The organism is Paenibacillus oleatilyticus, assembly GCF_018998565.1.
GTDB classification, from domain to species: Bacteria; Bacillota; Bacilli; order Paenibacillales; family NBRC-103111; genus Paenibacillus_G; species Paenibacillus_G oleatilyticus.
Genome location: NZ_JAHNZO010000001.1, coordinates 697,929 through 724,489 on the forward strand (window position 1 = coordinate 697,929; position 26,561 = coordinate 724,489).

The following is a 26,561-nucleotide window of genomic DNA, read 5'->3' on the forward strand; positions in this document are numbered from 1 at the left end:
CGGTGTCCCGTCCTCCCCGCACTTTCGCAGGGAGACGGAGCATCGGGTCTTTATTTGTCGTTACGCCTCTACACGAGACGATTCCGGCTTGGGCTTCGGCGGATTTTGGGAGGGCTGTCCGCCTTTAGGCTTGGACGCGTGCCCCTGCCTGTTCTGGCCTTGACCTTGATGCCGCCCTCCTGATCTTCCCTCGCCCTGCCGCGCAGAACCGTGCTGCGATTTGGACTGGTTTTGGCCGCCGGAGTGCTGGCCTTGCCCGTGGCGGGAGCCATACGATTTGCCGGACGGATTGTACCGTTGATGCTGTGGCGTGCGGGGGGCCGCAGCAGCGGCCGTGTCCTCATGCCGGTGCACGGAAGCATCGGCCGTTACAGCGGGCTGTGCGCCTTGTTCCGTCCCTGCGTCTGCCTCGGCTGCCGGACTATCCTCGTAGAAGTCCCCGGGTGCCCCGGTCGGTTCCACTCCGCTCTTGTTCGGCACCTTCTCAATGATGAAATAGGCACAGCCAAAATTGCAGTACTCGTTCAAATAATCCTGAAGCGTGGAGATCATACTGTCCTTCGTCGCTTTCGGATGGTTGTCCTTAAAAAAACCGCGCAGCCGGAGCTGGCTGTAGCCCCAGTCGCCTACAATATAATCGTACCGCTCCAGCACCTCGCTGTACCGGTCGCGGAACGCCTCGAAACGCCAGCCGTTCTTATGGTCAACGACTACTTCGTACGTTTTGCCCGCAATATGAATCACCGTGTCACCTCCCCAAGTTTACGACTGCTTCGCCGATTGGACCTGTTCATGCGCATGATACGAGCTGCGGACGAGCGGACCGGACTCCACATGGCTGAACCCGCGTTTCAAGCCCTCCTGCTTCAACTCTGCGAATTGCTCCGGCGTGTAGTACTTGGACACCGGCAAATGCTTGAGCGAAGGCTGCAAGTATTGGCCTATCGTCATAATGGAGCAATCGACGGCGCGCAAATCGTCCATTGTCTGTAAAATTTCGTCCCACGTCTCTCCTACGCCGAGCATGATGCTCGATTTTGTCGGAATCGAAGGGGCAATCCGCTTGGAGCGCTCAAGCAGCTCCAGCGAACGACGGTATTTGGCCTTGGCCCGCACCTTATCGGACAGCCGCTCCACCGTTTCCACATTGTGGTTCAAAATATCGGGCTTCGCTTCCAGCACGGTGCGAAGCGCCTCCTCGTCCCCTTGAAAATCGGGAATGAGCACTTCGACCCCGGCCAGCGGCAAACGCCCCCGAATCGCCCGGATCGTCGCGGCGAACACCGAAGCCCCGCCGTCCTTCAGGTCGTCCCGCGCGACGGAAGTCACGACGACATGGCGCAGGCCCATCTGCTCCGACGCCTCCGCGACGCGCTCCGGCTCCTGCAGATCCAGCTCCGTCGGCATCCCGGTATTGACGGCGCAGAATCGACATGCCCGTGTGCAGATGTCGCCCAGAATCATAAAGGTGGCGGTCCGGGCCGCCCAGCACTCATGGATGTTCGGGCATTTCGCTTCCTCGCATACGGTGTGCAGCGTTTTGCCGCGCATCATGTTTTTCAGCTCTTTGTAGTTGTCTCCCGTCGTCAGCTTGATTTTCAGCCACTCGGGCTTGCGTTCTATTTGATGAGTCGCCATGGATGCACTCCTGTTCCGCAGCAAGCTTTTCTTGCGCTTGGATTTGAAGCTATTATATCACGAATAGGCTAACAATCCACTTTCGAAATTACTTTGGGAGTTGAAATATGGTACACTGAAGTAAGGTTTTTGGGAGCGGGAGGTTCGAGCATTCACGATGATGAACATCGACAACATACTGAAGCTGGTACAATCCGGCGATCTGGACATCGCCGAAGCCAAACGGCTGCTGGAGGAAGGGCTATCCGGGGCGCATACCGCCCCGGCCGGCCGGCCGGAAACGATAATACAGGCCGGAAGAACGCCGGAGCAGCCGGCAATTGATAGAACGGTAAAAGACGCCGGGCAAAAATCAGCCGAAGAAACGCCGATGCGCCGCAAGGCGTCCTTCCTGTCGCTTTCGGAGGACGCTGTGGACGACAGTCTCGGCTACGCGCAGCTCGATCTGAGCCGTCCGGCACGGACCGGCTTCCCCGAGGTCATCTACGGGGAAAGCAAATCGGCGGAGCAAATCGCCGCGATCTTCGAGCGGCTGGCCGCCCATACGGACCGCGTGCTGGCGACGCGCGTCGATGCGGATAAAGCCGCCTATGTCATGCAGCGCATTCCGGGAGTGAAGCATCACCCCGAGGCGCGGGCGCTGACTTGGCTGCGAAGCGGCGAAGCCGTGCCGGACGGCGACAGCTACATCGCCGTCGTCTGCGCGGGCACGTCGGACGTGCCTGTGGCGGAGGAAGCCGCCGTGACGGCCGAGTGCCTGGGCTCCCGCGTGGAGCGCGTCTACGACGTCGGCGTGGCCGGTATTCACCGGCTGTTCCGCCGGCTGCCGGTTATCCGCGGAGCGAGCGCGGTCGTGGTCGTCGCCGGGATGGAAGGGGCGCTCGCCAGCGTCTTGGGCGGCCTGGTGTCCGTGCCGGTCATAGCGGTACCGACGAGCGTCGGCTACGGCGCCAGCTTTCAAGGCGTCGCCGCGCTGCTATCCATGCTCAACGCCTGTGCGCCCGGCATTTCCGTCGTCAACATCGACAACGGCTTCGGCGCCGGATATAACGCCGCATTAATCCACCAAAACGGGACAAAGAGGGATGAAACGTGAAAATCTTGTATTTGGACTGCTTCTCCGGAATCAGCGGCGATATGACGCTGGGCGCGCTTGTGGACGCCGGCGCAGACCGTCACTATATCGAAGAAGAGCTTCGTAAAATTCAGATCGAGCCGTTCTCGCTGGAATGGAGACGCGTGAACAAGCGCGGCATATCCGCGCTGAAGCTCGACGTCGTGCTTGATCCGCATACGCCGCCGGCGCACCATCGCCATTACTCGGAAATCGTGGAGCTGATTCATCGTGCCGGCTTCAACGAGCGCGTCGTCAAGCTGAGCCTCGCGATTTTTGAGAAAATCGGGGTAGCGGAAGCGAAAATACACAACATCCCGATCGATCGCGTTCATTTTCACGAAGTCGGCGCAATCGATTCGATCGTCGATGTGATCGGGGTAGCCTTGGCCATCGATTCGCTGGAGATCGAGAAAATCTTGTCCTCCGCCGTACCGCTCGGCTCCGGCACGGTGCATTGCGATCATGGCATTTATCCGGTGCCGGCCCCGGCTACGCTGGAAATGATGAAAGGTCTGCCTATCGCGCCGACCTCGTACTCGCTGGAGATGACGACGCCGACAGGCGCGGGCATCGTCTCCGGACTCGTCGACGAATTCGCCAAAGGCCTTCCGCCGATGATCGTGGAGTCGATCGGCTACGGGGCCGGAACGCGCGATTTGCCGAACCAGCCTAACGTGCTGCGCGTCGTCGTCGGGCAAGCCGATCCCTATTTGAACAAGTGGCAGGTGCACCACGAAGAGTTCTCGCACGAGCACGTGCACGGACATCATCAACCGGAGCACCATCATCACGAGCACTCGCACGAACACGAGCACGGGCACCATCATCACGGACACTCGCATGAGCACGGCCATGAGCACCATCATCATGGGCACTCGCACGAGCACGGCCATGAGCACCATCATCATGGGCATTCGCACGAACACGGCCATGAGCATGGGCACGAAAAACATAGCCATGACGATCACTCGCACGATGAGGAGCATCCTCACGTTCACCACAAGCATGACAATGACGGTCCGGACGATACTTGCATACGGCAATAGGTAAAACGAGCGGCTTTTCCTCCGGGAAAGGCGGCTTTTTCACTCTCTACTTCCCTACGGTAAAACGACCAACGGACGGCTTCCGCCGGCAGATACTGCGTAAGGTCTGCTTCGACAGAGTCGTCCGTTGGCTTGTTTAAGCGCGGCCGCGCTCCATAAACCGCCGCCGCACCTCATCGTACACTTGCTTGAGCGGCACGCCGTGCGTTTTGGCCGCCTGCTCGCATTCCTTAAACTCCGGGGCGAACTGGACGAGCTCTCCCTGATGGAACCCCGCTTTTACCTGAATGGACCCCCAGGGCGTATCGACCCTGTGAAGCTCTCTTCCCAGGCGGTGGCAAGAGGCCCGCAAATAACGCAAGCCAAGCGTCGTCGTTTCCCTGAAAATGACGTCCTCCATTCGCTTCGCGCCGGCATCGTCGGTCAGTACGTTCAGCATGACGCCGGGACGTCCTTTTTTCATTATAATCGGAATCCAGTATACGTCGTTGGCCCCCTGCTCCAGCAGCAGGTCGGTCACGTACGAACAATATTCCGGATTCATGTCGTCGATATTAGCCTGCAAAATAAGCATGCGGTCATCTACATGCTCTTCCCGGTGATCAAACGGCATCCGGCATCCCCCCCATGCCTTCATCATATCAAACCGGACAAGGGATAAAAAGGCAGCGTCCCGCACATGCTACAGTTAAATGAAACCAGCGTATCGATACCCGAACGAAGGAGGCAGCTATATCGTATGGCGGCATCCCACGCACGATGGTTAACCGCAGCGGCTTTGTGTGCCGCTCTGCTCGTTGGTCCGGTATGGGGGAGCCTGGAAAACCGGGGGTTCGCCTATGCTCCCGCAGCCCAAACTCCTGCATTCCCGAAAGCAAGCAAGACGGTGAATGGAATGAAAGCCGTGTTGGCCGAGCGCAAGGATCTGTTCGACAAAGTCAGTGCGGTTACCGGCATTCCCTGGTATTATTTGGCCGCAGTCGATCAATACGAACGGACGATCAACCTGGCCAAAAAGCGCCCGGCCCCTGACGGACTAGTCGCCATTTATTTTACCGATCTGCAGTGGGGCGGCATGCTCAACCCCGACCACGAGGACAAAAATGTGAAGAGCATTCAATGGTTCGGAGGAATCGGCAGGGACGGCTCCGGAGATGGCTTGGCGGACCGGATGAACGATGTTGACCGGCTGTATGCCATGGCTGCCAACATGCTCAAAAAAGGGAGCGCCGAGGAAGACCTCCGCATCGGACTTTGGGACTACTACCAAAATACCCGAAGCGTCGAGCGGATTCGGCAATTCGCCCGTATCTACGCCCATTTCGATACGCTCGACTTGTACGAGCACTGCTTCGTGATGCCGCTTGGCGCCGATTATTCCTACCGCAGCACATGGGGGGCCAGCCGCGGCTGGGGCGGATACCGCATCCACGAAGGAACCGACATCTTCGCCGGTTACGGCGTTCCGGTGCGCAGCGTCACGTACGGCGTCATCGAAGTGATGGGCTGGAATCCATACGGCGGCTGGCGCATCGGGATCCGCGATTTGAACAACGTGTATCATTATTACGCGCATTTGTCCGGCTTTAACAAAAAAGAAGTGCAGCAGGGCAGTATCGTGAAGCCCGGCCAAGTGGTCGGTTGGGTCGGCAGCTCCGGCTATGGAAAGCCCGGCACGTCCGGGAAGTTTCCGCCCCATCTGCATTACGGATTATACCGAGACAATGGGCTGACGGAATGGTCTTTCGATCCGTACCCCCACTTGCGCAAATGGGAGCGGGAAGAACGTATGCGGCGCAAGACAACCACGCCGTGACGGAGCTTCCTTTTGCCTAAGGGGTATACATTTGCAAATGATCCGGTGCGCAAACGCGGAAGCTTCCGCGAATCCCGTACCGGATTTATTTTTTCGGCTCGACGGACGACTCCTTGCTTCGCGTCTCCGAAGCGTCGGGCTTGGCCGCCGGAACGTTTACATTCGGGAGCGAGATCCCCGGGGGCAGCGGCCCCGACTGGCCTACCGGATTGCCGCGGCCGTCAAAATAATAGGTAGGCACATCCCCGACCACAAGCGAGTAGGATACGGGCAGCTCCGTTTCCACCACTTCCGGCGCGGAATCGAATGGAATAATGACCGTCATTTCGACCGTCACATGAACGTATACCTCCACCAAAATCATATTGATGCCGGCGCTCTGATAGCGCGTATTCAGCTCCACCTTGGCCGTGCCCGCAGGCACGAGCCGGATCGGAATATTCGGCCCGAACGAAGCGAGGAGCGGCGAATGCATCGCCTGACCGAGCGGGATATGCTCCGGAACGGAGCCTACGGCTTCGAGCTGCTTGGTGACAATATTGACCGTATCGGCGGTAATCCGGCTATGCTCCGCATAATTCAACATGAAGCCCGTAATTTTACCGCTGTTGTCGGTACGCCAATCGATCAGCTTCTCGAAATTGGTGTTCTGCGCCATCCGGTCCGCGATCGCCGAATTGATCGCCTCCGTCGCGATCTGCTTCACGCGCACCCGCGCCAAATGCACCAGCGGTTCCTTTAAATTTCGCTCGACGTACAAATAAGCCTGCATGCAGAGAAGCAGCAGAACGACCAGCACGATCAACAGCGTGCGCTTCAGCTTGCTTTTGCCCGAGGGGCTGCTTCTCCATCTGCGCCTCAGCACCGCGGCTCCCCCTTCCCCGGCCTGTACGGCCCGTCTGTTACAGCCTATGCGGGCTAGCCGGGAAAAAGACGGAGCGGATGGAAACGTGCGGCACGGCTTTCAGGCTGAAGCACAAAAAAACCGCCTTTCGCAGGGAAAGGCGGTTGGACATGGAGCCTCGCGGCTTTACGGCTTGATGCGGAGCAGCCGCATGCCGTTGGCGATCACGATAAGCGAGCTGCCCGTGTCGGCGAGCACCGCCAACCAGAGCGTCGAAGCTCCGAAGAAGATGAGAGCGAGAAAGACCGCCTTCACAAGCAGGGAAAAGGCGATATTTTGCTTAATAATCCGCAGTGCGCGGCGGCTTAGCTGTACTGTGTACGCCAGTTTGGACAGATCGTCCGCCATCAGGGCGACATCGGCCGTTTCAAGCGCCGTGTCAGTACCGGCCGCTCCCATCGCGATGCCTACGGTTGCCGTGGCCAGTGCAGGCGCATCGTTGACGCCGTCCCCCACCATCGCGACATACCCATGCTCGTTCATCAGCTCGCGGACGGCGGTTACTTTGTCCTGCGGCAACAGCTCGGCGCGATAGGCGATCCCGCCCAGCTTGGAGGCGGTCGCCTCTGCCGTTCCCCGGTTGTCGCCGGTCAGCATCACCGCTTGACGAATGCCTGCGGCGCGAAGCTGCTCCAATGCCGTGCGGCTGTTCGGACGAAGCTCGTCGGAGGCCGCGAATACGGCCCAGGGCTCCTCCACGGTGCCCAGCACCATGACGGTATTTCCTTGGCTTTCCAGCCGCTCCAGTTCCCCTTGCAGCGAGTCCAGGGAAATCCCCAGCTCTTGGACGAACCACCGGGGGCTCCCGATAAAGAATAAGCTGCCGCCGACTTGCGCTTTGGCCCCCCGGCCGGGCACGGCGGCAAAATCCGCGATGTCCGCAAGCGGCACGCCCTCCCGCTTCGCTTTCCTGACGATGGCCTCGCCGACGGGATGGCCTGACCGCGCCTCGATCCCTCCTGCGACCGTCAGTACCTCTTCCGCGGTTCTTCCCCCCAGCGGAATGCATTCCGTTACTTCGGGCACGCCCGCCGTCAACGTGCCGGTTTTGTCGAAGGCGACGGCCTCTACGGCGCCGAGCCGTTCCAAATACGCGCCGCCCTTAATCAATACGCCGTGTCTCGCCGCATTGCCGATCGCCGATACGATGCTGACAGGCGTAGAAATGACCAAGGCGCACGGGCAAGACACGACGAGCATCATCAGCGCGCGGTAAAACCACGGCTCGAACGGCTGGCCGAGCGCCAGCGCGGGAATCACCGCAATGCCAAGCGCAATAAGGAGCACGGCGGGAGTATAGTATTTGGCAAACGCGTCGATGAACCGCTGCGACGGCGCTTTCTGCGCCTGGGCATCCTCGACCATGCGGATGATGCGGGACAGCGTGTTGTCTTCCACGCGCCGGGTTACCCGGATTTCCAGCGCCCCTTCCCCGTTGATCGTGCCGGCGAACGCTTCGCTGCCCGTTTCCTTGAGCACCGGAACGGATTCGCCCGTAATCGGAGCTTGATTCACCGACGAAGTTCCTTGGACGACCATCCCGTCCATGGCGATTTTTTCGCCGGGCTTCACGAGCAGAATGTCTCCGACTTCGATCTGCCCCGTCGGCAGCTTCATCTCGCTGCCTTGCCTGCGGACCAGCGCCTCCTTGGGCGACAAATCCATCAATCCGCGGATCGACCTTCGGGTCCGGTCCATCGTGAAAGCTTCGAGCGTCTCGCCGAGCGAGAAAAGCACCACGACGGCGGCCCCTTCCTCCCACTGCCCGATGCAGCCGGCGCCGATCGCGGCTACGGTCATCAGCAGATCCATGCCGATTGTCCCCGACTTGAGCCCGTATATGCCGGTACGCGCGATGCGGAAGCCGCCGATCACCATGGCCGCGGCGTATAGCAGCGTGACGGCTGACTCCGGCGCGACTTTGGTTAAAGCAAGCAGCCAAGCAACCAAAAACACCGCTCCGGACACCGCCGTCGGCACCGCTTTTTTGTTGCGTTTCCAGAACGGCAGCTCGCCAGGGGTCCCGGACAGCACACCGTTGTCGGCGATGGCCGTGTAGCCCGCCTGCCTTACCGTCTGCATGACGGCTTCCCCGGCCGTCCCGTCATGGATGACGGTCATTTTGGCGGCCCCGTAATTGACCGAAGCGATCTGAACGGTCGCCAGCGCCCCGACCCGTTTCTCCAGCTTCCGCGCGCAATCCGCGCAGTCCATTCCTTCGATGCGGTACACGCTGGATATCGCTCCGGCCGCCGCCGCTTCCGCAGCAGCCGCCGCCAGGGCGGCGTTGGCCGCATCCTCCGCCTCGTGGCCGCTTCCGCAGCCGCAAGCACCGTGATCGTGGCTATGATTGTGGCCGTGGCTATGGTCATGATCGTGATGTTCCCCGCAGCCGCAGGCGTCATGGCTGTGGCCGTGATCGTGATGGTGGCTGTGATCATGACCATGCTCGTGATCATGGCCATGATCGTGGTCGTGTCCGCAACCGGCATCATGCGTATGCTTGAGCTCTTGGCTGTGCTGGGGATCGCCGTTTCCATGAACGTCAGGCTTGCTGCCGTGCGGTGCTCCGGACCCGCAGCAGGATGGTTTGCCGGACATATCTCCATCTCCTCTATACAATACATGATTAATTGTTCATACGTTTATTACCATCTTATGTCATCCATTGCAGATCTGTCAACCGTCGTCCGCCCTTCTTTTGAAGCAGCAATGAAAAAGAAATATAAAAAAGCAGGAGGATCTCCCCCTGCTTTAGTATGCTCACTTACCGCTAGCCGTGCTTGACGTGCTGCAGCATCTGGACAAATATTTGCTCGATGTGCTCGTCGTCGAGCGAGTAGAATACCGTCTTCCCTACTTTGCGCCGCTTGACGATGCGTAAATTGCGCAAATAGCGGAGCTGATGCGAAATCGCCGACTGCCCCATTTCCAGAACCAAGGTCAGGTCGTGCACGCAGAGCTCTTTTTGCAGCAGCGTATATATGATCTTCACCCGCGTCGGATCGCCCAGCGCTTTGAATACGTCCGCCAGTCCGGCCGCCGTCGCTTCCGGGATTAGACTTTCCTTCAAATCTTCAATCTGAGAGGTGCCTTCACAGGTCTCATCGCATTGATCTTGCAGCACTTTTTCCAAGACATAACACCGCCTTCATCCTAATCAAGCTTATCCGTTGTTCCCATTATAACAGAAAACCGAACGGGTTGTCGGATCGCCTTCGAGCTTAGTAGTAATAATTATAATTTAGCATCTTCAATTTGCAACCGCTCCTTGACTCTCTATGGTTATCTGTTATATATATAGTATAACAGTTATAACTGCGAACTGGGGGAGGAACAGCATATGAGCAAAAAACGATGGAATCACAGCATGCAACAATTGGCCGTCGGTTCGCTGCTTGCAGCGGCGATCGTCCAACCGGTAAACGCCCTGGCGGAAAGCGTACCTGCGGAGCAGAAGAGCGCCCAAGAAGCGGCAGCAGCCACGAAAGCCGATTCCGGCTCTTCCAGCACACTCGTACGGATGGTCCCGCTGCGTGCGGTCGCCGAAGCCATCGGCGCGGAGGTCGAATGGGACGCGGAGAACAGGCTGGTTACCGTCACCCGCGGCATAAACCAGCTCTCCGTAAAAATCGGCGAACGGAACGCAAAAGTCAATGGAATCCCATCGATCTCCATGACGGAGGAAGCCACTATCGTTAACGATACGGCATTGATTCCGCTGGAGACGATCCGGAAAACCTTTGGAGTCTCCGTCGATTGGGACGACGCAAACGGGCTGACCATCGATCCTTCCGATGTGACCGCAGCGGGGAGCCACTTCGTTTACCTGCTGCAAAGCGGTCAGTTTCAAGCGGCAAGCCGGATGCTGAGCGACAAGCTGCGGGCGGGACTGCCGGAAGCGAAGCTTGCGGGGTACTGGACCGGCAATACCGGCATCTTAGGGACGCCGAAACGGCTCATCTCGCTCAAGCGGGAAATTACGGCGGTCCAGCGCAACGCCCTGCTCGGCTATATGACGGAAAAATCGACGCCGCTGGGCATCGCCGTCCGGTTCGACGCAAACGGCAAAATCGACGATATTTTCATGCCGCTTCCTCCCGCAGGCGATTACAACGAGCCTGACTACGACAAGCCGGAGCTTTATTCGGAGGAGGAAGTGACGGTCGGCGAAGACGAAGCGCCGCTCCCCGGCACGTTGACGCTGCCGAAGGGCGAAGGGCCGTTCCCCGCCGTCGTGCTCGTACACGGCTCCGGGCCGAACGACCGCGATGAAACGCTCGGCAGCTACAAGACATTCCGCGATCTGGCCGTCGGTCTGGCCGCCAACAACATCGCCGTGCTCCGTTACGAGAAGCGGACGCGGGTACACACGCTCAAGAGCGCGCTCCATCCGGCTTTTACCGTCAAGGAAGAAACGGTTGACGATGCGATCGCCGCGGTGCATACGCTGCAAAAGGACCGCCGCATCGATGCGAAACGAATCTTCGTCCTCGGTCACAGCCAGGGCGGGATGCTGGTCCCGTCCATCATCGAATCCGACACGCAGAAAAGCATTGCCGGAGCCATTGTGATGGCCGGCCCTTCCCGACCGTTAGAGGACATTGTTCTGGAGCAAAATAAACAGGCGCTCGCATGGGCGAAGGAAGCGGGGCAGCCGACCGAAGGGCTGGAGCAGCAGGTGAAAGCGATGGAGCAGCAAGTCGCTCTTTTGAAGGACCCGCAATATTCCACGGCGAACGTACCGAAAGATTTTGCGCTGGGCAATCCGGTCTGGTGGTTTGACTTCCGGAATTATCGGGGCGGCGAAATCGCCAAGCGGCAATCGACGCCGCTCCTCATCCTGCAGGGCGACAACGATTTTCAAGTGACCGCAAACAATCTGGACGGCTGGAAGTCCTCCCTGTCTGCGCGCCAAGACGTCGTTTACAAGCTTTATCCGAAGCTGAACCACGGGTTCGTCGAGTCCGACCAGCCTTCCACCGGTAAGGAATACGCCCTTCCCGGCAACGTGCCGTCCTACGTGATTGACGATATCGCCGGGTGGCTGACAGGCAAAAACTAATTTTTAGGCAGGACTACGGGGTTAACCCCGGAAGCCCAAGGTACGAGGGGATTTCATGATTATTAAATTGGATTTACAATCGGAGACTCCAATTTATGCCCAGTTGATGAACCAGATTCTCGAAGGCATCGCGAGCGGCGCCTTGAAGCCCGGCGAGGCGCTTCCCTCCGTGCGCAGTCTCGCTTCGGATATCGGCATCAATCTGCATACCGTGAATAAAGCCTACACGCTCCTGAAGCAGGAAGGCTTCATTCAAGTTCACCGCCAAAAAGGGGTTGTCGTCCAACCGGACGGCATGCCCCAGGTAACCGAGGCGTATAAACATAAATTGCGCGAGCAACTGACGCCGATCGCAGCCGAAGCCATCTGCCGCGGCATGCGCGAGGAGGAGCTGCTCGGGTTTATCCAGGGCATTTTCAGCGAAATCAAAGGTGCCGGAAACTAAGGAGGGGGCTACATGCATATTGGAATCGCGTCGCTGGTCGCGGCCATTTTTGTGCCGGTCATTGTGATGCTGGCCGGTTTACCGTATTTTACAAGAACGACGAATCATTTCGGCGTATCGATCGATTCGCGGCACTATCACGATCCCGAGCTGCAATCGATGCGCCGCCGCTATGCCCGGTGGAACGGGGCGTTCGGAGCCGTGCTCCTCATCGTCTTGATGTTGGGCATACAGCGGACGAACGAGACGCAGCAGGGGATGTTCATCATCGGCGTCACCTTGGCGCTTATGGCGGCGTCGACGGTCAGCTTTCTCGTTTATTATAACAAAATGAAGCGGTGGAAGGCTGCGCGTCCCGCGGAAAACGCCAGCGCCCGGTTCATTGCCGTCGATACCTCGTTCCGGAACCGGAAAACGACATATTCCGACTGGTGGTATCTGGTTCATCTGGCTTTCGTCGCTCTGTGCGCCGTCATCGCTTTGTGGAATTACGACAAGCTTCCAGACGTTCTCGTGTCGCGGTACGATATGCAGGGCAGCCCGACAGCCACCCAGCCGAAAACGTATTGGAACGTCTTTTTCCCGAACGTGATGCAGTTGGTCCTGATCTTCATCTTCGCGTCCATCAATACGGTGATCCGCAAAAGCAAACAGCAGATCGACGCGAATGCGCCCGAGCAATCGCGCGAGCAGAACATCCGCTTCCGCCGGATCTGGTCTCTCGTGTTAATGGTCATGGGCTTCTTGATGCTCGTGCTGTTCTCATTCATTCAATTCTTCTTGCTATTCCCCTTTGACGGCTCGGTACTCGTCACCGTATCGATCACGATTCCCGCTCTGATGCTGATCCTGGTTCTCGCGGTCTCGTTCATTACCGGGCAAGGCGGGAGCCGGCTCGGCGGATCGACTGCAACGGGCGAGAAGCTGGTGCCCGGGGTGACCGACGACGACAAATACTGGAAGCTGGGATCGATCTACTATAATCCCGACGATCCTTCGCTGTTTATCGAGAAGCGGGTCGGCATCGGCTGGACGATCAACGCAGCCAGGCCGATGGCGTGGGTCGTTATGCTGGCGCCGCTTGTGCTGATCGGGGCGATCCTTGTCATCGCGGCGATCAAAGGCTGAGCCCGAACTTCGGGATACCGGTCAGACGTTGAATCGGACTTCGAGTAGATAGCACGGCAGCAATCCGTCCCTGAAGGCGGGCTTGCTGCCGTTTGTAGTTTACAGCCCTTGTGCGTGCGCGGCTTGACAATTGAAGAGGCTTCACTATAATTTAATTTTGAGTATATACTCAATTTTTTTGAAAGAAGGACGAAGGATGGCGAGAGGCGAAAAGAACGATCCCGAGCTGAAAAAACAAAAAATTGTCGCCGCGGCCCTCCGCCTTTTTTCCGGGAAAGGCTACCATGCGACGACGACCAAGGAAATCGCCGAGGAAAGCGGTGTAACGGAAGGCTTAATCTTCTACTACTTCGGCGGCAAGCGCAAGCTGCTCATGCATATCGTTCACAGCTTCTCCTTCGCGCTGCTGGCGCAGGACGGCGCGGACCGGTGGAAACGGCTGCCCCTGGATGAAGCGCTGGCACAGTACGGATGCCGGTACCTGCAATTTTTGAAGGAGAACCGGGAGTACTTGCTGCTGATCTGGTCCCCGGAGATGATGCGGGATGAAGCCGTTTCTCAAGAAGTGCTCCGGCTCATCGGAAGCATCGGCGCTTCCGGCAGCAGCATTTTGAAGCAGTCGGCCCCCGTTGGCCAAATAAATGAGCAAACCTATCATATTGCCGCAACGATGCTTAATGCATCGATTCTGCTTTATTTCGCGCTGCATTCCCGCTTCGGCAGCGAGATGGCCGTGCTGGGCGATGAAGAAGCTTATATTCGTCAACTGGTCGGTGTGCTGCTCCACGGCCTTTACAAGGGTGATGCGTAATGCGTTCCGTTGAAAGGCCAAATTTTTTTGAGTAATTTTTGAGTGATCACTCAAATTAAGTTCAACAAGAAACAAACCAAGGAGGAACCGAACATGCTCGCTTTGCTGAATGATTGGATTTCCCTGCATACGTTGATCTGGCTCCTGCCGGTCGCCTTCTTCCTTCATGACGGCGAGGAAATCGTCACCGTGGAACGCTGGATACGGCCGCGCAAGCACGCCCTGCCCCCGTTGATGCAGCGGGCGCTGAACTGGGACAAAAGCATTACCGTTCAATTCGCGACAGCGGTCGTGCTGATCGGATCGCTGATCTGCCTTGGGGCTGGCGTGGCCGCAGCGGCAGTGGAGGACGGCGGGAAGCTCGGCCCCGTCTTCGTTGGCATGGTCGCGGTCATGCTGCTGGACGGCATCAAGCATGTAGGCTTATCCCTGCAGAAGCGGAGCTATACCGTCGGAGCCGTAACAGCCGCGCTAGTGGAAATCCCGTACGCCTCGTACGCACTTTACCGCTTATTTGAGGCGGACCTGGTAGAGCCGGCCGCCCTATGGCTCGGCATCACCATCGTGCTTCCACTCGTGTTTTTTCTGATCGGTATCGGGTTCACGCTCGGACGGTGGATCGCACCCTTTCGCAGACCTGCAGCGGGGGCGGGCCGCCATATCTAAGGGGCAGACCCCGCTAAAGGTACGTGGAGCGCTCTATGCGGCGCGGGCCAATCCAAAGCGATCCTCCCAACACCTCCCGCACCTTCAGGCAAGCTCATGCGCATATTTTCAGCAAGCAAGTCAAATAATGGATATGTCATGAAGAGCTTTCATTACTGGGAGGCAAAAGTGAAATGAACGATAACCATTCAAACGGAACTTCGGTTGAGGGTGTCGGAGGATCGCTCGACGAGCGGCGTTCGCCGGGCGAAACCGGTACGACGCTGACGGATCGGCAGGGCCATCCCATTACGGATAACCAGAACATCCGGACCGTGGGCAATCGGGGGCCGTCCACCCTCGAAAACTACCATTTTATCGAGAAAATCTCGCATTTCGACCGGGAACGCATTCCCGAGAGGGTCGTCCATGCCCGCGGAGCGGGGGCTCACGGGTACTTCGAAGCCTACGGCAAAGTCGGAGACGAACCGGTCGCGCGGTATACGCGCGCGAAGCTGTTTCAGGAAGCCGGCAAACGCACGCCGGTCTTCGTCCGCTTCTCCACCGTCGTTCACGGAGGACATTCGCCGGAAACGCTTCGCGATCCCCGCGGGTTCGCGACCAAGTTTTATACGGAGGACGGGAACTGGGATTTGGTCGGGAACAACCTGAAAATCTTTTTCATTCGCGATCCTCTCAAGTTTCCCGACATGGTCCATTCGTTCCGGCCGGACCCTGTGACGAATCTGAACGACCCGGAGCGTATGTTCGATTTTCTCGCGGGCACGCCGGAAGCGACGCATATGGTTACCTTCGTCTTCTCTCCTTGGGGAATTCCGGCGAATTACAGACAGATGCAGGGGTCCGGCGTCAATACGTACAAGTGGGTCAACGCCGACGGCGAGGCGGTCTTGGTTAAATATCACTGGGAACCGCTGAAGCAGGGGATCAAAAATTTGACCCAGCGCGAAGCCGAGGAGATTCAAGCCAAAAATTACAGCCATGCGACCCAGGACCTGTACGAGGCGATCGAGCGCGGCGATTTCCCGGAATGGGAGCTTTGCGTTCAAATCTTAAGCGATGACGAGCATCCCGAGCTCGACTTCGATCCGCTGGACCCGACCAAGCTGTGGGATCAGGAGCGTTTTCCCTTTTTGCCGGTCGGAAAAATGGTGCTGAACCGGAACCCCGAGAACTATTTCGCAGAGGTCGAACAGGCAGCCTTCGGGACGGGCGTCCTGGTAGACGGCCTGGATTTCTCCGACGACAAGCTGCTGCAAGGACGGACGTTCTCTTACTCGGATACGCAGCGCCATCGGGTCGGCACCAACTACCTTCAGCTTCCGATCAATGCGCCCAAGAAGCACGTCGCCACCAATCAGCGCGACGGACAAATGACCTACTACGTGGATCGCGCCGAGGGGCAAAGTCCGCATGTCAACTACGAGCCCTCGCTGCTGGACGGGCTGACCGAAGCGAAGCCGCAGGGCAAAGACCACGAACCCGCTTATCAGGCGAAGCTTGTGCGCCAAAAGATCGACCGGACGAACGATTTCAAGCAAGCGGGAGAAACGTACCGGAAATTCGAGGATTGGGAACGCGACGAATTGATCGGCAATCTGGTCGCTGCGCTTCAAGTATGCCGGCCTCCGATCCGTCAGCGGATGATCGACTATTTTACGCAAGCCGATCCCGAGTATGGGCGGCGCGTTGCGGAAAGGTTGGCCCAGGCCGATGCCGGTTCGCCGCATCTCGGCTCCGTTTCCGCGCAGCAAGGCGCAGATCTGGCGAGTCGGATGGGGCAAAGAACGGACGGTTATTGACCGGCCGTCTCCGGCTTCTGCTGGCAGTACAGCCCGTCATGGTCCGTCCATTCCGCGTATAGCACATCCTGCAGCCGCCCGATTCCTGCGGCATCCAGCTCGCCGAGCAGCCACGCCTCGTTCCGGCCGAGAGCTTCGAGCCCTTGCCGTTGGATGTTCCCGTTCTCGATCAGCACGACCGGCAGGGATACCGGAACGTCGGGTAGACGCAAGTCCTTTCGCGTCACGCTTTCGGCTTCAGACCGTTTCATCACGCTGATGCTCCCGTTCGTTTCGAACACGGCGAAGGCGACCTCTCGTATGGAAAATACGTTTTGCTCCCGGAGCATCGTGAGCAATTGATCGAAATCAAGGTTATTCCGCTTCATCGCTTTCCAATCGATCCGGCCGTTGTCAATAATGAGATCGGCCGTCCCGTTCAGCGGCTTGGACAGCCACGGGACGTACTGCACGAGCTTCTCCAGCGCCAACGACATCACGGTCCATAGCGCGAGCGCATAAAGCAGCTGCTCTAGCCCGACGTCGCGGTCATATAGCGTATTGCCGACAATTTCGCTGAGCATTAACGAGGAGACGAAATCGAAGGCGGTCAGTTGGGAAATTTCCTTCTTGCCGAGCAGTCTTGTGATGACCCACAACCCCGCAAGTCCGGCCGCCAGCTTGACGGTAATATAGGCGAAATCCGCCATAAAAAGCCCTCCTTCGGAAAAGGAAGATGTGTCCTTCCTTACCCGGGGAGGGCATCGTTTGAACCCGCAGAATCACCCGTTAAGCCACCTGAAAAACCAATGCAAGAAGACCAGCGACCCGATAATCGCCAGGTAACGAAGCTTTCGGGGCATACGAATCCACAGCTTCAGCATGCGCATGTTGTTCCCGCGCCCTGTTTGGTTGTTCATCCACCGTCCCCTCCCCTTTACTCCAGCCTCGAACAAATCAGCTCGCCCGTTCGGGCATCGATCCATCGGATTTCCAGGCCTTTTTCCTTGTGCACCAAGCGGTACTTCAAAGCGTAGCGGCGCCTTTTGCCGTTGCCCGAGTAATCGATCTCCCACCTCAGCTTCAGGTCGAGAGCTTCCGCATAAATCCGGCGCGCCTCCGGCTCGTCTATGAGCGGTGTTACCTCGACGGCCTGCAACTGAACCGGATCGACGGATGGACCCATCACGTGTCCGATTCGTCCCGACGTCTTGTTGACGGACAACCGGATGTGCTCCAGCTCCAGCCAGACGCCCTGCTTCCCGATGCGGAAATCGAAATGCTCCCTATCGGAATCGGGTGCCTCCTCCTGCTGCCGCAACTGCAAAAACGGCGCCAGCCCGGGCTGCATACGGGTCAAAAATCCAAGCGCGATGTCCAAGCACGCGTCCCGTGACAGACTCAGCTCCCCTGGAATCTCCTCTTCAAAACGAATAAACGACACCAGCCTTCCGCCGACCGGATCGATCTTCGCTTTCAGCGTCTCCTCCGACCGCTGCCGGAAAAAGGCATCCAGCGAACGGTCCTCTGACGCCACCGGCTCCCAATCGCGCCGCCGCCAGACGAGACCGGTCATGCAGTCGTCCATTTCCACTTCCCTCAGCAGCTCGTACCGCTCCGGATCGATGCCGAGCAGCTCCTGAACGTCCTGCGCCGTCCGGACGGCCGGAGCCTCGACCGCAGGCAGCTCGGGAACAGGCAGCCATACGGCTGGCTCCTCGGATTCCGTGTCTTCGTCGGCTGCTTCGCGGGCCTCTTCTACCCCATCTGCCCGGAAATGCATCCAGCGGGTTCCCGGTTCGTAGACGAGCCTCAGCTCATCCTTTTCCGCGTCGTCGACGGACTTGTGAAGGAAGTGCAGCCGCAGGTCCAGCTTGGCGGTATCCGCAATCTGGCGCAGAAGCTGCTCCTTCGGAACAATAGACTCCGGGTTTTTCGGTTTCGTCTGCCGCCCGAAATACCGGAAGTCGCTGACGATGCCGCTGCGGTGAACCTTGACCCGGAAGCCCGACATCGGCAGCGGCAGCCCCATGATCTCCTGCTCGTAGAAAAATAACATCCCGGAGTCTGCGGACTTGGTACGCGTCAGGGAAAACGGCTTCAGCGCACCAGGATAATGGTCGAGCGCGAACTTCTCCGCCCGGAGCCGCAATTGTTCCACAGTCAGCTCCGGCAAATCGCCGGCCGCCTCCTCCACATCGATCGTATACTCGATCAGATCCCCTTGACCGTTAAGCTCCACGGACATGCCGCTCTCCTTGCCGGGCTTGCTCCATACGGGATCCTCGCCCGCTTTGGTCCAGACGAACATCGCCCGGCTGCCTTCGCGCTTGTCTTCGTGATAATCCGCAATCGTAAGCTCGTACGCTTCCGGGATGTCAAAGAGCTCCTCCGTCCGCAGCTTTAACTCGGCCAGCTTGTGCTGCAAGGCTTCCTCGGCGGATAATTCGGAAGGTTCAGCCGATGGAGACGGTCTTGAGCCTGCCGGTTCGTTCGGGTCGGCGTATCGTTTGCGCAATTCCTTCAACCCCCTGTGCAAAATGGTTTTCACCGTGCCTGCCGGCTTGCGGAGCAAAACGGCGATCTCCTCGATCGTCATATCGTGCCAATATTTAAACGCGATCACCTGTCTCTGCTTCGGCTCTAGCTGCTGGACCGCCGTACGCAAGTCGAGACGTTCGTCGGGATCGGGCGCGAGAGCCGGCTGACGTTCGGCCGCACGGCTATCGTCCGGCACCAGCCGCTGTCGTTTGTCCAGCGCCGTCAACGCGCAGTTGATGACGATGCGGGTCAGCCACGTGGCGAAAAACTGCGGCTGCTTCAGCTTTGGCAGTCCAACAAGCGCCTTGTAGATCGCCTCGTGGACCACATCCTCCGCGTCCATGTCCTGCCGCACGTAATAATAGGCAATCCGGCGCAGGCGGTCCTGCTGTTCCTCGATCAAAGCCAGAAAGGCCGCGTGATTTCCCGCTTGGGCTTCTCTGACCCGGTCGCTTTGGTTCATGTCCTTCCCCTCCCGTGTATACCCTTTAGACCGGTGAGAGCGCATTTAGGTTTCAGAGTTTTGAAAAAACATTATTCAACTCGGCCTTGATGTGTTGCGGATGTCGCCAAGCATACGCTCGATTCCCGCTGCACGGTAGCCTTTGCACACTATCGAGCTTTTTCGTCAAAATTATACATTTTATCCCAAAAAAAAGCTTTTCCCTCTCCCACTATCAACCTTCCCTTCCGAACGCCCCCTCGGCACGTCGTTCTTTTGACCTACGCTTTCATCCTCCCGGGCACACGCCATCCGATAATTTTGCGGTCGCCCTCCACCCGTTTAACCTATGGTTATTTCATTAACAGCCTTCCCGTCATTTTCTTTTTGAAAACGAATACATTTTATTAAAATTGTATTGAAAACACTGGTATATTGTGGTAGCTTGGTAATATATTTTTACAATCTTAATATTACAAATCACCCAGTAATCTTTCACCACACCTAGAATTTGGGACGAGCATTCACTTCCATCCGGGCCTTCCTCCATGCTCCCGCCGTCCCCGAGCCGCTAGTCCTGCTGCTCTACTCCCTACTTCATTAGAACCTGCATAACCAACGCGGCAGTCGATGCGTCTTGCGTAATTTTTGCCAAGGGATCACAGAACGATTCATCGTCGTTCTTGATTATATAAAATAATGAAAAAGGAGCGAGCTTATGAAGATTCGCAAATGGCTGGCTACAACGGTCATCCTGACTGTTGTCGGCGCAACGGCAGCCGGATGTACTGGCGGCAACACCGGTACGACCCCCGGTACGGGAACCGAAGGCGGCGAGAAGAGCGCTGCCCCCAAGCAAGAAATTACCCTTAACTTCAGGACGGAACCGGGGGCGATGGACGTCTCCAAATCGACGCAGGTGGCAGCGTTTACCGTCATGAACGCCGTTAGCGAAGGGCTGTACCGTCTGAATAAGGACGGCAAAGCCGAGCCGGGGCTGGCGAAAGACATGCCGAAAATTTCGGAGGACGGTAAAACGTACACGATCCAGCTCAAAGACAATTTGGTCTATTCCGACGGCCAGCCGGTCAAAGCCGAAGACTTCGTCTACTCGTATCAGCGTACGTTGGACCCTTCGACCAAGGCGTTGTATGCGTTTATGGTGGCTTGGGTTAAGGGCGGGGCGGACGTGCAAAAAGCCAAGACCCCCCAAGAGCTCGAAGCGGCGAAGAAGGCGCTCGGCGTCAAGGCGCTGGATGATAAAACCGTGGAAATCACCTTGGAACGTCCGATTCCATTCTTCACCGAGCAATTATCGTTCCTGCAATTTTTCCCGCAACGCAAAGACATCGTCGAGAAATACGGCGACAAAAACGGCGGAGACGCAGAATCTGCCATCGGCCCGGGTCCGTTCAAGCTGGCTCAATGGGACCATGAGCAGCAGCTCGTCTTAGTGAAAAATGATAAATATTGGGACAAAGATAAAGTCAAACTGGAAAAAATTACACTGAACATCGTCAAAGACGAAAACACCGGTCTAAACCTGTTCCAAACCGGAGCGACCCAGCTGCAAAACATCACCCGCGAGAGCATCAACCAATGGGAAGGAAAGCCGGAATTCGTCCTGCAGCCCGAGCTGTCTTCCTGGTATATTAAGATGAGCCAGGATAACGTCCCGGCCTTCAAAAACAAAAAAGTCCGTCAAGCGCTGGCGCTTGCCATCGATTCCAAAGCATTCATCGAAACGGTTACAGGCAAAGGCCCCGTACCGGCTACCGGCTTCGTACCGAACGGAACGAGCGACGGCAATGGTGGAGAGTTCCGTAAAAAAGCAGGCGACCTACGGCCGAAATTCGATCCGGCCAAAGCGAAGCAATTGCTGCAAGAAGGCTTGAAAGAGCTGGGTGTAGCGCAGCTGCCGAAGTTCAAGCTTCAAGCGGACGACAACGGGGTCGGACCGAAATCCGTCGAGTTCATCCTCGCCCAGTGGAAGCAAAATCTCGGCGTCGACGCCATCGGCGAGCCGGTTCCGCACAAGCTCCGGGTGGACAACGAGAACAACCACAAATACGAAGCGTCTCTCTCCGGCTGGAGCGCCGATTACAACGATCCGATGACGTTCCTCGAAATGTTCGTGACCGGCAACGAATTCAACGATGCCGGTTGGTCCAATGCCGAATACGACAAGTTAATTAAAGGCGCGCAAGTCGAGATGGACAAAGCGAAACGTTCCCAGTTAATGGTCGACGGCGAAAAAATACTGATGGAGGAAATGCCGCTCATCCCGAACTACTTCCGCTCCCTGAGCTGGCTCAAAGACCCGAAGCTGCAAGGTGTGGTCTTCCCGCCGTACGCGCTTGAATATGAACTCAAGTGGGCGTATGTGAAGTAAGCCCGAGCTAAAAAAGGCGAAAGCCGTCCTTTCCGTTGAAAAGCCAACGGAGGACGGCTTTTTTTCATGAAGGCGCCATTGTTAGACCCAGGGCTTCGCCTTATAATCAGGGTATCGCTTAACAGCAGCGTTAGCTGCCCGAAAGGAGAGTCCCGCATGGCATCGGCTTCATCCCGCCCAAGAGCGGTCATTATCGGCGCCGGTATCGGCGGATTGTCCGCAGCCATTGCGCTGCAAACCACAGGGTGGGACGTCTCAGTCTACGAGAGGACCCGCTCCCTGTCAGGCATCGGCGCCGGCATCGCGCTCGCCGCCAATGCCATGAAAGCGCTGCGGCAGCTTGGAGCGGACGAGCAGGTAAGTCGCCTCGGAGCCCCTGTACGGCAAGCGGATATTTATACATCGGACGGACGGCTGCTGGTGTCGCTGCCGACAGAAGAGCAAGCCCGACGCTACGGGTCGCAGAGCTACCTGATCCACCGGGCCGATCTGCATTCTGTTCTGCTCGGCCGTTTGGAGCCCGGGACGGTGTGTACGGATAAGAAATTGCTCCGCTGGGAGCAAAACGAGCGAAGCGTCAAGGCCGTCTTCGAGGACGGCACGACCGCCGAAGGGGACGTGCTGATCGGCGCCGACGGCCTGCACTCCGCCGTTCGGGCGCAGCTCTTCGGCGAGAGCGCCCCGCTTCGTTATGCCGGATATACCGCGCTGCGGGGCATTGCACATTGGTACGACGAACGCTACCCGTTCGAACAGGGCGGCGGCTTCGAGGCCTGGGGGCCGGGCAAGCGGTTCGGCGTGTCGGCGATCGGACAAGGGCGCCTCTTCTGGTTCGCCGCCGTCAACGCGCCGCAAGGCCAAGAGCTCCCTCCCCCCGAGAGAAAGGCGGCCGCGATGCGCCAATTTCGCGGCTGGATGGAGCCGATCGAGGCGCTGATCGCCGCGACCGATGAGGCCTCCATCCTTTCTCACGATATTTTCGACCGCCGGCCGCTCGCCGGCTGGAGTCGGGGGCGCGTGACCTTGCTCGGCGACGCCGCGCATCCGATGCTGCCCAACCTTGGGCAAGGCGGGGCGCAGGCAATGGAGGACGCCCTTGCGCTAACCCGCTGCCTGCGGCAGGCATACGGCACGCCGGGCACGCCCGGTGTCGCCGCTGCTCTGCGGCAATATGAGCAGGAGCGGTTCGGACGGACCGCGCTGGTCGTCCGCAGGTCGCGCGCGATGGGCCGGATGGTGCAGCTCGCGCCCCCCTCCGCCATTGCCGTCCGAAACCGGCTGCTTCGCCTGCTCCCCGCCCGGATGCAAATCCGTCGCCTGGATTGGCTGGTCGGGTATGAGCCCTGAACCCTGGCTGCTCAGCGCTCCAGTACAGCCAGCACTTCTTCTACCGGCAGAGCAGCAATCGTTCTTCCTTGGCGCCCCGCGGTCGTCTCCGCCATAAACAGGGAGTTATAGATCGCTTCCTCGGTCGCCTCCGTGACGGCACGGAAGCAGTCGGACATCAGTCGGCCGTCTTCGCGAACGACGCGGAGCTCCAGCACACCGGAAGCCGGCGTATGCGGAATGCGGTTGCCGTTGCTGAAGGCGATCGCGATGTCGCCGCTTCCGTGATGGGCGATCGAGCCGGTACGCGCCAAGCCGAAGCCCGCCCGCTTGGCAATCCGCTTCAGTTGGCGGGCGTCCATCGGCAAGTCGGTGCCAATCACGATGATGATCGAGCCGTCGTTGTCCCGCGCTTCCTCCGGCTTCGCCCGAAGGGATTCGCCCACAGGCTTTCCAAGTATGGTCAAGTCTTCCCCAAGGCCGAAGTTCGTCAGCACCAGGACGCCGAAATGGTAAATGGCCCCATCGACTTCCACCTGTCTGGACGATGTCCCGATTCCTCCCTTGTAGCCGAAGCAGACCATCCCGGTTCCGGCTCCGACGGACCCTTCCGAGACGCGGTGGTCCTTGGCTGCCCATCCCAGTCGGATCGCTTCCATCGCGTGCTCCGGACGGACGTGAAGCCCTCTCATATCGTTCAACAGCGAGTCGTTGCACTCCCCCGTGACGACGTTTAGAGAGCCGTCGCGGTCTCCGATCCCGTCATCCTGCGCCAGCATGTAACGAAGCGTCCCTTCGGTCACCGCCGGCACGCCGAACGTATTCGTCAGCATAATCGGCGATTCGATGACGCCCAGCTCGTCCACTTGAACCAGACCGGCCGTTTTGCCGAAGCCGTTGATCACATGCGCCGCAGCAACCGTTTTCTCGCGAAACCAATCACCCGAATGCGGTAAAATCGCCGTGACCCCCGTCCGGACGCAAGCATCGGGGCGGTCCTCTTTTAATGTCACATGCCCTACGGATACTCCGGGGACATCCGTGATGCTGTTATACTGTCCGGTCGGCAGCTTTCCGATGGTAAATCCGTAATCGCGCAGTCGTTTTCTGCTCATAAGCTATTCTCCCTCTATTCGTTTACGCGCCGCAGCATGCGGGAGCCGTAGAAGGCCGCCCAAGCCTGCGGCTCATCCTTGAAGAAGAAGCGGATCGGATAGCCGCTGTCTGCGATAACAAGCGTACGCTCGTCGCTGGCCCGCAGCGCCAAGGCTTTGCCGTCAATGACAGCAACAGGCGAATTACCTTCAAGCACGATTTCGACGCTGCCGCCCTCGGCGGACCGGTAAGCGCCGGCCAGACGCCGCAGCTCCTCCGGAGAGGCCTCGTACGTCGGCTCCACGCTGCTCTTTTGCTCCAAGGGGAAGCCGAGCGCTGTGTTGACGGCCGCCAGCCACAGCTCGTTTGCGGGCACGTTCGCCACGTTCGTCAAGACGGCGGCCACAAGCCCGCGTTCGGGCACGAAGCCAAAATACGACGATACCCCGGGCTGACCGCCTCCGTGCTCGACAAGCGTAACGCCGGAGTAATCGGGAGTCACCCGCAGCGCACAGCCGTAAAACACATTTCTTCCGATCCGGTGAATCGGCTCCCGCATCTGCCTTAAGCTTTCGCTCCGCGCCACGGGGCGGTCGTTCGAAGGCTCGGCCTCGTCCAAGTAAATTTGCCCGTATTTCAGCAGATCGCGTACCGTCGACCGGATACCCCCGCCCGCTTCGTAGTTCCCCAGCTTGGGCCACGGCACCTCGTCCAGCGTCCGCGTGCCGCCGCGCTTCACATACGGCACGGAGACATTATCCCAAGCGGCCAGCTCGTCCAGACTGAACGTCGACCGCTGCATCTGCAGCGGCTCCAGAATCCGCTCCGTGATCGCCGTTCGGAACGGGCGGCCCGTCAGCCGTTCGATGATCGCCCCGAGCAGCAGAAACGTGTCGTTGCAGTAGCTGAAATAGTCCCCCGGTGCTCCCAAAAGCTCAATCTCTTCGTTCGCCAAATAGTCGAGGTGTTCGGTAAACTGCCGAAGCTCCTCCCGGCGGCGCATGGGCGGGACGCCCGCCGTATGGGAAAGCAAATGCCGCACGCGAATCCCTTCGCTCTGCCTCCCGCCGGAAGTGCGCAGCGTGAACTCGGGAAGGTGCTTCGTGACAGGATCGTCCAGCGAAAGCTTCCCTTCCTCCGCGAGCTGCATGATGGCTAAGGCCGTGAACGACTTGGTAACGGACGCGATGCCGAACACCGTATCCGGGGTAACCGGCTCACCCGTTTGCATATTTCTAACGCCGAACCCCTGCTGATAGACGGTCTCCCCGCGCAGCGAGACGGCCACGGCCGCCCCGGGGATCGCTTCTTTCTCCATCATCGCCTTCATATAGGCTTCGAATCCGGACCAGTTGCCGGTCATCACAGCACCTCCATAAACTGCGCGGTCCGCTTACTTCGGACGGTTGCGCAAAAAGTTCTCGGCGGCAAATCCCCGCACTTCTTCTTCCTTATAATATTTTAGCAGCTCATTGATCAAGTTTTGGCTTTTGCCCGCGTGTTCCAAGTCTGCGACAAATTCCGAAATGCCGTCAAAATCCGAACCGAGCCCGATATGCCGCACGCCGCCGAGCGCACACAAATGATCGATATGCTTTAACAAATCGGCGATCGCTACATGCCTTTCCCGCTTCACAAAGGCAGGACAATAAATAACGTGAGCCGTCCCGCCCTTCGCAAACAGCGCCTTGGCCTGTTCGTCCGTTAAATTGCGCGGGTGATCGCAAACCGCACGCGCGTTGGCGTGGCTCGCCATCGGATATTCCGCCAGCTCAACCACATCCCAGAACGCCCGCTCGCACAGATGAGCGACGTCGGTCAGCAGCCGGTGCTCGTTATTGAAGCGCACAATGTCCCGGCCGAACGAGGTCAACCCGGCACCGCGCGGCTCCAGCACGCCATCGGCCGCGAGATTGGCGTAGTTCCAGGTCAAGCCAACCGCACGCACGCCGAGCTGGTATAAAATGTTCAGCTGGCGCAGGTCGTTGCCGATAGGATCGACACCTTCCAGCGTCAGCATGGCTCCGATCTGCCCCGGTCCGAGCGCGTCGAAATCGGCCCAGTCTCGAATCTGCTTCATCTCCGGATGCTTCCCAAGCACCTCGTCGTAGAAATAATGAATCTGATCCAGCGCCGCTTGAAACTTCTGCTCTGCCTTAAGATGAGGCGGAACGAAGACGGCAAAGCACTGGGCCTTCACGCCACCCTGCTGCAGCCTTGCCTTGTTCGTTGCCAGTTCCTCCGAGCTGCCGTACGACAGCTGCCCGCCGCTTTTCCAGAGCTTATACAGCGCGTCGCAATGAAAGTCGATGATATCCATATTTCCCCTCATTTCTTGATCCAGCCTT

At 58.4% G+C, this 26,561-nt stretch carries 23 protein-coding genes; 11 read left to right on the forward strand and 12 right to left on the reverse strand.

Translation table 11 applies throughout. The features are described from left to right. Positions 1-60: 60 nt before the first annotated feature. Both KQX66_RS03010 and lipA read right to left on the reverse strand, forming a co-directional pair. Positions 61-744 carry a YutD family protein gene (locus KQX66_RS03010; protein WP_216789443.1) on the reverse strand — a complete coding sequence of 228 codons (684 nt, stop codon included), beginning with the start codon at positions 742-744 and terminating at the stop codon, positions 61-63. An 18-nt stretch (positions 745-762) separates the two neighbouring features. After that, positions 763-1,638 (reverse strand): lipoyl synthase, encoded by an 876-nt coding sequence (lipA, locus tag KQX66_RS03015; RefSeq protein WP_054974066.1) that lies wholly within the window; start codon positions 1,636-1,638, stop codon positions 763-765. Positions 1,639-1,795: 157 nt separating this feature from the next. Here lipA and larB point away from each other — a divergent pair, with 157 nt between their 5' ends. Next, positions 1,796-2,734, forward strand: a complete 939-nt coding sequence (larB, locus tag KQX66_RS03020; protein ID WP_216789453.1) for a nickel pincer cofactor biosynthesis protein LarB — start codon at positions 1,796-1,798, stop codon at positions 2,732-2,734. Beyond that, positions 2,731-3,801, forward strand: coding sequence for a nickel pincer cofactor biosynthesis protein LarC (larC, locus tag KQX66_RS03025; protein ID WP_216789469.1), 1,071 nt, complete (start codon positions 2,731-2,733; stop codon positions 3,799-3,801). Before larB ends, larC begins: the two co-directional genes overlap by 4 nt. Positions 3,802-3,937: 136 nt before the next feature. On the opposite strand, the gene larC2 is transcribed toward larC, so the two are convergent. Next, entirely contained in the window at positions 3,938-4,414 is a 477-nt protein-coding gene (larC2, locus tag KQX66_RS03030) for a nickel pincer cofactor biosynthesis protein LarC2 (RefSeq protein ID WP_216789472.1), read from the reverse strand. A gap of 126 nt (positions 4,415-4,540) precedes the next feature. Here larC2 and KQX66_RS03035 point away from each other — a divergent pair, with 126 nt between their 5' ends. Continuing rightward, a complete protein-coding gene (locus tag KQX66_RS03035; RefSeq protein ID WP_216789474.1) occupies positions 4,541-5,617 on the forward strand; it encodes a M23 family metallopeptidase in 1,077 nt (358 codons plus the stop codon). Positions 5,618-5,702: 85 nt separating this feature from the next. Here the strand turns inward: KQX66_RS03035 and yunB are convergent, their stop codons facing one another. The 3 genes from yunB to KQX66_RS03050 form a co-directional block, all read right to left on the reverse strand. Further along, entirely contained in the window at positions 5,703-6,482 is a 780-nt protein-coding gene (yunB, locus tag KQX66_RS03040; protein WP_216789491.1) for a sporulation protein YunB, read from the reverse strand. 165 nt (positions 6,483-6,647) lie between these two features. Next, a complete protein-coding gene (locus tag KQX66_RS03045; protein ID WP_284439769.1) occupies positions 6,648-9,122 on the reverse strand; it encodes a heavy metal translocating P-type ATPase in 2,475 nt (824 codons plus the stop codon). Positions 9,123-9,294: 172 nt separating this feature from the next. After that, entirely contained in the window at positions 9,295-9,657 is a 363-nt protein-coding gene (locus KQX66_RS03050; protein WP_054972207.1) for an ArsR/SmtB family transcription factor, read from the reverse strand. 207 nt (positions 9,658-9,864) lie between these two features. On the opposite strand from KQX66_RS03050, the gene KQX66_RS03055 reads away from it, so the two are divergent. The 6 genes from KQX66_RS03055 to KQX66_RS03080 all read left to right on the forward strand — a co-directional run bounded on the left by KQX66_RS03055 (position 9,865) and on the right by KQX66_RS03080 (position 16,438). Continuing rightward, positions 9,865-11,586 carry an alpha/beta hydrolase family protein gene (locus tag KQX66_RS03055; RefSeq protein WP_216789493.1) on the forward strand — a complete coding sequence of 574 codons (1,722 nt, stop codon included), beginning with the start codon at positions 9,865-9,867 and terminating at the stop codon, positions 11,584-11,586. 55 nt (positions 11,587-11,641) lie between these two features. Next, positions 11,642-12,031: a GntR family transcriptional regulator gene (locus KQX66_RS03060; protein ID WP_216789496.1), complete on the forward strand. Its 390-nt coding sequence runs from the start codon at positions 11,642-11,644 to the stop codon at positions 12,029-12,031. A 12-nt stretch (positions 12,032-12,043) separates the two neighbouring features. Beyond that, on the forward strand, positions 12,044-13,159 hold the full coding sequence (locus KQX66_RS03065) for a DUF1648 domain-containing protein (protein ID WP_216789498.1): 1,116 nt from the start codon (positions 12,044-12,046) through the stop codon (positions 13,157-13,159). A 196-nt stretch (positions 13,160-13,355) separates the two neighbouring features. Beyond that, the gene (locus KQX66_RS03070; protein WP_216789500.1) at positions 13,356-13,970 is read left to right on the forward strand and encodes a TetR/AcrR family transcriptional regulator; all 615 of its coding nucleotides are present in this window, start codon (positions 13,356-13,358) and stop codon (positions 13,968-13,970) included. Between the two features lie 93 nt (positions 13,971-14,063). After that, positions 14,064-14,636 carry an HXXEE domain-containing protein gene (locus tag KQX66_RS03075; RefSeq protein WP_216789503.1) on the forward strand — a complete coding sequence of 191 codons (573 nt, stop codon included), beginning with the start codon at positions 14,064-14,066 and terminating at the stop codon, positions 14,634-14,636. A gap of 173 nt (positions 14,637-14,809) precedes the next feature. Then, positions 14,810-16,438: a catalase gene (locus KQX66_RS03080; RefSeq protein WP_216789505.1), complete on the forward strand. Its 1,629-nt coding sequence runs from the start codon at positions 14,810-14,812 to the stop codon at positions 16,436-16,438. On the opposite strand, the gene KQX66_RS03085 is transcribed toward KQX66_RS03080, so the two are convergent. From KQX66_RS03085 to KQX66_RS03095, 3 genes are all read right to left on the reverse strand, one after another. Beyond that, on the reverse strand, positions 16,432-17,127 hold the full coding sequence (locus tag KQX66_RS03085) for a DUF421 domain-containing protein (RefSeq protein ID WP_216789507.1): 696 nt from the start codon (positions 17,125-17,127) through the stop codon (positions 16,432-16,434). The two genes, KQX66_RS03080 and KQX66_RS03085, sit on opposite strands and share 7 nt — an antisense overlap. A 72-nt stretch (positions 17,128-17,199) precedes the next feature. Further along, entirely contained in the window at positions 17,200-17,337 is a 138-nt protein-coding gene (locus tag KQX66_RS03090) for a hypothetical protein (protein ID WP_216789510.1), read from the reverse strand. A 17-nt stretch (positions 17,338-17,354) separates the two neighbouring features. Beyond that, positions 17,355-19,421: a sigma-70 family RNA polymerase sigma factor gene (locus KQX66_RS03095; protein WP_216789512.1), complete on the reverse strand. Its 2,067-nt coding sequence runs from the start codon at positions 19,419-19,421 to the stop codon at positions 17,355-17,357. Positions 19,422-20,118: 697 nt separating this feature from the next. Between KQX66_RS03095 and KQX66_RS03100 the strand changes: the two genes are divergently transcribed. Further along, positions 20,119-21,792, forward strand: coding sequence for a peptide ABC transporter substrate-binding protein (locus KQX66_RS03100; RefSeq protein ID WP_216789514.1), 1,674 nt, complete (start codon positions 20,119-20,121; stop codon positions 21,790-21,792). A 156-nt stretch (positions 21,793-21,948) separates the two neighbouring features. Further along, complete coding sequence (locus tag KQX66_RS03105; protein ID WP_216789516.1) at positions 21,949-23,139, forward strand: FAD-dependent monooxygenase; 1,191 nt, start codon at positions 21,949-21,951, stop codon at positions 23,137-23,139. Between the two features lie 11 nt (positions 23,140-23,150). Here the strand turns inward: KQX66_RS03105 and KQX66_RS03110 are convergent, their stop codons facing one another. From KQX66_RS03110 to KQX66_RS03120, 3 genes are read right to left on the reverse strand one after another with little or no spacing between them, the layout of a single operon-like run. Then, positions 23,151-24,233, reverse strand: a complete 1,083-nt coding sequence (locus KQX66_RS03110) for a DmpA family aminopeptidase (RefSeq protein WP_216789518.1) — start codon at positions 24,231-24,233, stop codon at positions 23,151-23,153. 14 nt (positions 24,234-24,247) lie between these two features. Then, entirely contained in the window at positions 24,248-25,576 is a 1,329-nt protein-coding gene (locus KQX66_RS03115) for a serine hydrolase domain-containing protein (protein WP_216789521.1), read from the reverse strand. Between the two features lie 30 nt (positions 25,577-25,606). Continuing rightward, positions 25,607-26,533: a dipeptidase gene (locus tag KQX66_RS03120; RefSeq protein WP_216789523.1), complete on the reverse strand. Its 927-nt coding sequence runs from the start codon at positions 26,531-26,533 to the stop codon at positions 25,607-25,609. Between the last annotated feature and the right edge of the window lie 28 nt (positions 26,534-26,561).

Bases quoted from the DNA above. Each gene is read 5' to 3' on its own strand.
- lipA (WP_054974066.1), bottom strand. From the start codon at position 1,638: ATGGCGACTCATCAAATAGAACGCAAGCCCGAGTGGCTGAAAATCAAG.
- larB (WP_216789453.1), top strand. From the start codon at position 1,796: ATGATGAACATCGACAACATACTGAAGCTGGTACAATCCGGCGATCTG.
- larC2 (WP_216789472.1), bottom strand. From the start codon at position 4,414: ATGCCGTTTGATCACCGGGAAGAGCATGTAGATGACCGCATGCTTATT.
- KQX66_RS03035 (WP_216789474.1), top strand. From the start codon at position 4,541: ATGGCGGCATCCCACGCACGATGGTTAACCGCAGCGGCTTTGTGTGCC.
- KQX66_RS03045 (WP_284439769.1), bottom strand. From the start codon at position 9,122: ATGTCCGGCAAACCATCCTGCTGCGGGTCCGGAGCACCGCACGGCAGC.
- KQX66_RS03055 (WP_216789493.1), top strand. From the start codon at position 9,865: ATGAGCAAAAAACGATGGAATCACAGCATGCAACAATTGGCCGTCGGT.
- KQX66_RS03060 (WP_216789496.1), top strand. From the start codon at position 11,642: ATGATTATTAAATTGGATTTACAATCGGAGACTCCAATTTATGCCCAG.
- KQX66_RS03065 (WP_216789498.1), top strand. From the start codon at position 12,044: ATGCATATTGGAATCGCGTCGCTGGTCGCGGCCATTTTTGTGCCGGTC.
- KQX66_RS03070 (WP_216789500.1), top strand. From the start codon at position 13,356: ATGGCGAGAGGCGAAAAGAACGATCCCGAGCTGAAAAAACAAAAAATT.
- KQX66_RS03075 (WP_216789503.1), top strand. From the start codon at position 14,064: ATGCTCGCTTTGCTGAATGATTGGATTTCCCTGCATACGTTGATCTGG.
- KQX66_RS03080 (WP_216789505.1), top strand. From the start codon at position 14,810: ATGAACGATAACCATTCAAACGGAACTTCGGTTGAGGGTGTCGGAGGA.
- KQX66_RS03085 (WP_216789507.1), bottom strand. From the start codon at position 17,127: ATGGCGGATTTCGCCTATATTACCGTCAAGCTGGCGGCCGGACTTGCG.
- KQX66_RS03090 (WP_216789510.1), bottom strand. From the start codon at position 17,337: ATGAACAACCAAACAGGGCGCGGGAACAACATGCGCATGCTGAAGCTG.
- KQX66_RS03095 (WP_216789512.1), bottom strand. From the start codon at position 19,421: ATGAACCAAAGCGACCGGGTCAGAGAAGCCCAAGCGGGAAATCACGCG.
- KQX66_RS03100 (WP_216789514.1), top strand. From the start codon at position 20,119: ATGAAGATTCGCAAATGGCTGGCTACAACGGTCATCCTGACTGTTGTC.
- KQX66_RS03105 (WP_216789516.1), top strand. From the start codon at position 21,949: ATGGCATCGGCTTCATCCCGCCCAAGAGCGGTCATTATCGGCGCCGGT.
- KQX66_RS03110 (WP_216789518.1), bottom strand. From the start codon at position 24,233: ATGAGCAGAAAACGACTGCGCGATTACGGATTTACCATCGGAAAGCTG.
- KQX66_RS03115 (WP_216789521.1), bottom strand. From the start codon at position 25,576: ATGACCGGCAACTGGTCCGGATTCGAAGCCTATATGAAGGCGATGATG.
- KQX66_RS03120 (WP_216789523.1), bottom strand. From the start codon at position 26,533: ATGGATATCATCGACTTTCATTGCGACGCGCTGTATAAGCTCTGGAAA.